Annotated in this window: 7 protein-coding genes; 6 read left to right on the forward strand and 1 reads right to left on the reverse strand. The window is 66.9% G+C overall.

The features are described from left to right. Positions 1 to 24: 24 nt before the first annotated feature. The 5 genes from FBZ83_RS17075 (at position 25) to FBZ83_RS17095 (ending at position 4874) form a co-directional block, all read left to right on the forward strand. The gene (locus FBZ83_RS17075) at positions 25 to 1050 is read left to right on the forward strand and encodes a 2-dehydropantoate 2-reductase (RefSeq protein ID WP_014240275.1); all 1026 of its coding nucleotides are present in this window, start codon (positions 25 to 27) and stop codon (positions 1048 to 1050) included. Between the two features lie 99 nt (positions 1051 to 1149). Continuing rightward, positions 1150 to 1605, forward strand: coding sequence for a CBS domain-containing protein (locus FBZ83_RS17080; RefSeq protein WP_145685950.1), 456 nt, complete (start codon positions 1150 to 1152; stop codon positions 1603 to 1605). Between the two features lie 251 nt (positions 1606 to 1856). Then, a complete protein-coding gene (locus FBZ83_RS17085; protein WP_145685960.1) occupies positions 1857 to 3029 on the forward strand; it encodes a Re/Si-specific NAD(P)(+) transhydrogenase subunit alpha in 1173 nt (390 codons plus the stop codon). 13 nt (positions 3030 to 3042) lie between these two features. Further along, a complete protein-coding gene (locus tag FBZ83_RS17090; RefSeq protein ID WP_145685970.1) occupies positions 3043 to 3477 on the forward strand; it encodes an NAD(P) transhydrogenase subunit alpha in 435 nt (144 codons plus the stop codon). A gap of 2 nt (positions 3478 to 3479) precedes the next feature. Then, positions 3480 to 4874: an NAD(P)(+) transhydrogenase (Re/Si-specific) subunit beta gene (locus FBZ83_RS17095; protein WP_145685974.1), complete on the forward strand. Its 1395-nt coding sequence runs from the start codon at positions 3480 to 3482 to the stop codon at positions 4872 to 4874. A 75-nt stretch (positions 4875 to 4949) separates the two neighbouring features. Here the strand turns inward: FBZ83_RS17095 and FBZ83_RS17100 are convergent, their stop codons facing one another. Next, on the reverse strand, positions 4950 to 5651 hold the full coding sequence (locus tag FBZ83_RS17100) for a CBS domain-containing protein (RefSeq protein WP_145685976.1): 702 nt from the start codon (positions 5649 to 5651) through the stop codon (positions 4950 to 4952). 542 nt (positions 5652 to 6193) lie between these two features. Between FBZ83_RS17100 and FBZ83_RS17105 the strand changes: the two genes are divergently transcribed. Next, a partial coding sequence (locus FBZ83_RS17105) for a GntR family transcriptional regulator (protein WP_145685983.1) occupies positions 6194 to 6690 on the forward strand: 497 nt, incomplete at its 3' end.

Below are 6690 nucleotides of genomic sequence, written 5' to 3' on the forward strand. Positions count from 1 at the left end.
TAATTGGGGGAGAGGAAACGGGTTATGAAGATCTGCATCTTTGGGTCCGGGGCCATCGGCGGGTATCTGGGTGTGCGTCTCCACCAGGCCGGCGCGGATGTCAGCCTCGTGGCGCGCGGCGCCCATCTCACGGCCATGCGTGAGAACGGCGTGAAGCTGATCGTCGGAGAGGAAGAAACGGTCGTCCACCCCCGCTGCACCGACAACGCGGCGGAACTCGGCCCGCAGGACTACGTCATCATCGGTCTGAAGGCCCACTCCGTTCCCAGCGTCGTCAACGCCATCCAGCCGCTGCTCGGCAAGGACACCGCCGTGGTCACCGCGGTCAACGGCATCCCCTACTGGTACTTCTATAAGAATGGCGGCGAGTTCGAAGGCCGCGTGCTCGATACCGTCGATCCGGGCGGCATCCAGTGGAACGGCCTGAGCCCGGAGCGCGCCATCGGCTGCGTCGTCTACCCCGCGACCGAAGTCGTCGAACCCGGCGTCATTCAGCACATCTATGGCGACAAGTTCTCGCTGGGCGAGCCGGACGGCAGCCAGTCCGACCGCGTGAAGAAGCTGAGCGCGGCGATGGAGGCCGGCGGCCTGCGCGCCCCGGTGCTCGACCGCATCCGCGACGAGATCTGGCTGAAGCTGTGGGGCAACCTCTGCTTCAACCCGATCAGCGCGCTCACCCACGCCACGCTGGACGTCATCTGCTCCGATCCGGAGACCCGCGCCGTCGCCAAGTCGATGATGCTGGAGGCCAAGGAGATCGGCGACCGTCTGGGCGTGCATTTCCGGGTGGATGTGGAGCGCCGCATCAACGGTGCCGGTGCCGTCGGTGCGCACAAGACCTCGATGCTCCAGGATCTGGAGCGCGGCCGTCCGATGGAGATCGACGCCCTGTTGTCGGTGGTCCAGGAGATGGGCCGCATGGTCGGCGTGGCGACCCCGACCATCGACGTGGTCCTGGCGCTCGTCCGCCAGCGCGGCGAGATCGCCGACTGCTACACCCGCCCGCAGCGGGCGTCGTCCGAGGCCGCACCCGCGGTCGCCGCCCAGTAGGGCGGACACCGTCCGGCCCCGCACACAGAAACCAACGCCCCCAACGACGCAGCGAAGCAACGCCGAGGGGCCGGACAATCGCTTCACAGGAGGAGCGTCATGAGGGTTGAAGACATTCTCCGCCGAAAGGGGACGCGCATCGGCACGGTGCGCATCAACGAAACCGTGGAAACGGCGTTGCGTCTTCTGAAGGCCGAAAACACCGGCGCGCTGGTGGTCAAGGACGTCTGCCGGACCGAGGGCAACACGGTCGTCGGGGTGATTTCCGAACGTGACATCGTGCGCAGCCTGACCGACCGCGGGCCGGGCATCCTGTCCCTGCCGGTCACGGCGGTGATGAGCCATCATCCCGTTTGCTGCGCGCCGGGCGATTCCGTCCGTCACGTGCTCCAGCTGATGGACGAGCACACCATCCGCCACATTCCCGTTCTGGACGGCGCCTCGCTGGTCGGCGTGGTCAGCGTGCGCGATCTCATCAAGGCGCAGCTCGACGCCGCCCCGCCGGACGCCGAGACGGCCGAGGTCGTCAGCTATCCCGTCGCCGCGGCCCAGTGACGGACGACGGTGCCCCGGGCTGTTGTGCCTGGGGCAACCTTCCCATGACGGCGGCGGTGATCCGGAGGCGGTCACCCGCATCCATCCCGGGTGACCGCTCCGCCGCCCTGCGGGCCTGACGCCGGACAATGCTCCGGCACCGACATCATTCGAGAATTTGACCGGCGGGCCGCCCGCCGAGGCCGCCCGCCGTCGAGGCCGGAGCGCTGACGCCTCGTCCTGCCGATTGCTTTGGGAGGCAATCAACAACCATGAAAATCGCCATACCCAGGGAGCGGCGCGCGGGCGAGAATCGCGTCGCGGCGTCTCCGGAAACCGTCAAGAAGATCAAGGCTCTCGGACTCGACGTCGTGGTCGAGGCCGGCGCCGGTCTGGGCTCGAACCTGCCGGACCGGGTCTATCAGGACGCCGGCGCGGAGATCGCGCCGGACGCCGCGTCGGCGCTGGCCGACGCCGACATCGTGCTGAAGGTGCAGCGCCCGCTGCTGGCCGGGGAGGGGGACCTCGACGAGCTGGCGCTGATCAAGCGCGGCGCGCTGCTGTTCGCCATCCTCAACCCCTACAACAGCCGCGACCATGTGGCCGCCTACGCCGCGGCCGGGGTGAACGCCTTCGCCATGGAGTTCATGCCGCGCATCACCCGCGCCCAGGTCATGGACGTGCTGTCCTCCCAGGCCAACCTCGCCGGCTACAAGGCGGTGGTCGATGCGGCCAGCGAGTACGGCCGCGCCTACCCGATGATGATGACCGCGGCGGGCACGGTGCCGCCGGCGCGCGCCTTCATCATGGGCGTCGGCGTCGCCGGCCTGCAGGCCATCGCCACGGCCAAGCGGCTGGGCGCCATCGTCTCGGCCACCGACGTGCGCCCGGCGGTCAAGGAGCAGGTGCAGTCGCTGGGCGGCAGCTTCGTCGCGGTGGAGAACGACGAGTTCAAACAGGCCGAGACCGCGGGCGGCTACGCCAAGGAGATGTCGGACGACTACAAGCGCCAGCAGGCGGCGCTGGTGGCCGAGCACATCAAGAAGCAGGACATCGTCATCACCACCGCGCTGATCCCCGGGCGCAAGGCGCCGATCCTGGTGACGCGCGAGCATGTGGCGTCGATGAAGCCGGGCTCGGTGCTGATCGATCTGGCGGTGGAGCAGGGCGGCAACGTCGAGGGCTCGGAGCTGGGCAAGGTCGTCACCACGGAGAACGGGGTGAAGATCGTCGGCCACGCCAACTACCCCAGCCGCATCGCCGAGAGCGCCTCGCTCTTGTACGCCAAGAACCTGCTCGCGCTGCTGCAGTCGCTGCACGACAAGGAGAATGGCGTCACGCTCAACTGGGACGACGAGATCGTGAAGGCCATCGCGCTCACCCGCGATGGGCAGGTCGTCCATCCCGCCTTCGCGGACACGGTCCGCGAAGTCCAGACCGTCTGAGGAGGCGGCTTCCATGGAACATCCCGATCCCGCGAGCCAGATTGAGGCCTTCCGCCACTCGCTCCTCACCCTGACCAACCAGACGGCGGAGCTTCAGGTCCAGGTTGCCCAGATGACCCACGCAATGCCGATCCCGGCGCCCGTCATGGACGCGGCGAGCCACGGCAACTTCTTCATCACCGGCCTGACGGTGTTCGTGCTGGCCTGCTTCGTGGGCTACTACGTGGTGTGGCGGGTGACGCCGGCGCTGCACTCGCCGCTGATGGCGGTGACCAACGCGGTGTCCTCGGTGATCATCGTCGGTGCCCTGATCGCCGCCGGCCCGGCCGGCTTCGGCTTCTCCAAGATCATGGGCTTCCTCGCCGTCATCCTGGCCAGCGTCAACATCTTCGGCGGCTTCCTGGTCACCCAGCGCATGCTGTCGATGTTCAAGAAGAAGGGCAAGTAACCATGGAAACCCTGTCCGCCCTTCTCTATCTGGTCGCCTCGGTCTGCTTCATCATGGCGCTGCGCGGCCTGTCCAGCCCGGAGACCTCCCGCCAGGGCAACTTCTTCGGCATGGCCGGCATGACCATCGCCGTGCTGACCACGCTGGCCCTGCCCATCGTCCAGTCCTACTGGATGATCGTGCTTGGCATCGCCATCGGCGGCGGCATCGGCTACGTCATCGCCAAGAAGATCGAGATGACCGCGCTGCCGCAACTCGTCGCCGCCTTCCACTCGCTGGTCGGTCTGGCCGCGGTGTTCGTGGCGCTGTCGGCCTTCTACTCGCCCGAGGCCTACGGCATCGGCGTCCCCGGCGCCATCGCCAAGGGCTCGCTGGTCGAGATGGCGCTCGGCACCGCCATCGGCGCCATCACCTTCACCGGCTCGATCGTCGCGTTTGCCAAGCTGCAGGGCCTGGTCACCGGCAAGCCGCTGGTCTTCCCCTTCCAGCACCACCTCAACGCCGCCCTCGGCGTGCTGACCATCCTCCTCATCGTCTGGCTGGTGCAGAGCAACTCCGGCGTGGCGATGTGGATCATCGTTCTGGTCGCGCTGGCGCTCGGCTTCCTGCTGATCCTGCCGATCGGCGGCGCCGACATGCCGGTGGTGATCTCGATGCTGAACAGCTACTCGGGCTGGGCGGCGGCGGGCATCGGCTTCACGCTGCAGAACAACCTGCTGATCGTCACGGGCGCGCTGGTCGGCTCGTCGGGCGCGATCCTGTCCTACATCATGTGCAAGGGCATGAACCGCTCGATCTTCAACGTCATCCTGGGTGGCTTCGGCGGCGACAGCGGGGCGGCGTCGGCGGCGGCGGGCGGCGGTGAGCGCGGCACGGTCAAGGCCGGCTCGCCGGAGGACGCGGCCTACATCATGAAGAACGCCCAGTCGGTGATCATCGTCCCCGGCTACGGCATGGCGGTGGCCCAGGCCCAGCACGCGCTGCGCGAGATGGCCGACCTGCTGAAGAAGGAGGGCGTCGAGGTCAAGTACGCCATCCATCCGGTGGCGGGGCGCATGCCGGGGCACATGAACGTGCTGCTGGCCGAGGCCAACGTGCCCTACGACGAGGTGTTCGAGCTGGAGGACATCAACCGCGACTTCGGCACGGCGGACGTCGCCTTCGTGATCGGCGCCAACGACGTGACCAACCCGGCGGCCAAGACCGATCCGCAGTCGCCGATCTACGGCATGCCGATCCTCGACGTCGAGAAGGCCAAGACGGTGTTCTTCATCAAGCGCGGCATGGCCGCCGGCTACGCCGGTGTCGAGAACGAGCTGTTCTTCCGCCCCAACACCATGATGTTGTTCGGCGACGCCAAGAAGGTCACCGAAGAGGTCGTGAAGGCCACCGAGTAAAGGCCTGCCGAATGGAAAAGCCCCTTCCCGGACGAACCGGGAAGGGGCTTTTTTGTTGCCCGCGAAGCGGACGGATCAGAAGCCGACCGCGCCCTCGGCGACGTGGTCGACGATGGTCAGGTGGTTCTCGACGCGGGCGACGCCGGGGGTGTTCTCGGCGGCGACCCGCAGGGCGTCACGCTGCGCCTCGGTGCGCACGCTGCCCCAAAGATGGACGACGCCGTTGCGCACGACGATGTTGTCGCTGATTTCCGGCGCCCAGGGCTGCGCCCGCAGGGTTTCCAAAAGCCGGTCGCGCAGCACGCGGTCGTCCGCGGCGGCGGGGGAGACGTCCGGAGCGATGCTGGCGAGGACGTGCAGCAGGTTGGCGCGGCTGACGATGCCGACCAGCGTGCCGTTGCGCAGCACCGGAACGCGCTTGATGCGGTTGCTTTCCATCAGTCGGACCACCTCGTCGAGCGGGGTTTCCTCCGTGACGAAGATCAGCGACTCGGTCATCGCGTCGCGCACGTGGCGGCCGTGGGACTTGGTGTAGTCGGCGGCCTGGTTCGGCGCGCCCGCGAACATGGCGAGCCACCAGGAGGCCCGGCGCACCGTCCCGGTCTCCGCCCGGCGCAGCAGGTCACCCTCGCTGATGACGCCGAGCAGGCGCCCGTTCGAATCGCAGACGGGCAGGCCGCTGATCCGGTTCTCCAGCATGCGCTTCGCGGCTTCGGTCACCGTGGCGTCGGGACCGATGGTGACCACCTGACGGGTCATGATGTCCGCAGCTTTCATGGCTTTCCTCCGTTTGCCTGATTCGTTGACCCAGCCAACATACACACACGCGGAGTGCGGTGAAACTGTCTGGTGTACGGTATACCAATTTGCCGCAGGGCAAATTCCACAGTCGGGCAAATTTTGCGGGCGGAAAAAAAGAAGGCTCCGCTGCCAGGAAGCCGCGGAGCCGTCAGGTGGGGGAATCTACAGGGAGGAATGCGTGTAGTTCCAAGAACGTTTGTACCTTCAGCGATCCGCCGCAACCACAGTGGATTCGGTATACCAGTCATGCGGCATGTGGATACCGTATACGATATGCCAGAAGGCGGCAAAAGGCGCAGAATTGCCGGGCCGTGGCGGAGGAATCGTCGCGTCGTCGTTCATCGAAGAAACAGTCCGCGATCCGAACATATCCGCTTGTCATGAACTGGCATCTGGTATACCGTATCTCCAATCCAAGCCGCTTCCCTCTCCGGGGCAATGAAAGCGCGGCCCAAACCCCGTCAACCGGGGAAACCCCGGATCATTCCGGGGGCGGAGAGAGAGGGACGGGAACGCCAATGCAGATGATGAGTTTCTCGGTCGCACCCCTCGATCAGGGGATGAGCTTCAAGGCCAAGGCCTACCAGGCGCTGCGCCAGGCCATCACCCAGATGGACATCTACGGCGGGCCGAGCGAGATCCGCCTCGACGAGCGTCAGCTCTGCGAGGCGCTGGGCGTCAGCCGCACCCCGGTGCGCGAGGCCATGGCGCTGCTGGAGCAGGAGGGCTTCATCCGCTCCATGCCCCGGCGCGGCATCTTCGTGGTGCGCAAGACCAAGGCGGAGATCATCGAGATGATCACCGTCTGCGCGGCCCTGGAGGGCATGGCCGCCCGCCTCTTCGTCGAGCGCGCCGACGAGCGCGGCATGGCCGACCTGCACGAGACCTTCGACCGTTTCGCCGAAGGCGAACTGGCCGACCACGTGCTGGAGTATTCCGACGCCAACGTCGCCTTCCACCAGTCGATCATCCAGGCCTCGGGCTGCACGCTCATCGCCGACCTGACCGACCGCTT

The sequence above is a fragment of the Azospirillum brasilense genome (genome assembly GCF_007827815.1).
GTDB classification, from domain to species: Bacteria; Pseudomonadota; Alphaproteobacteria; order Azospirillales; family Azospirillaceae; genus Azospirillum; species Azospirillum brasilense_C.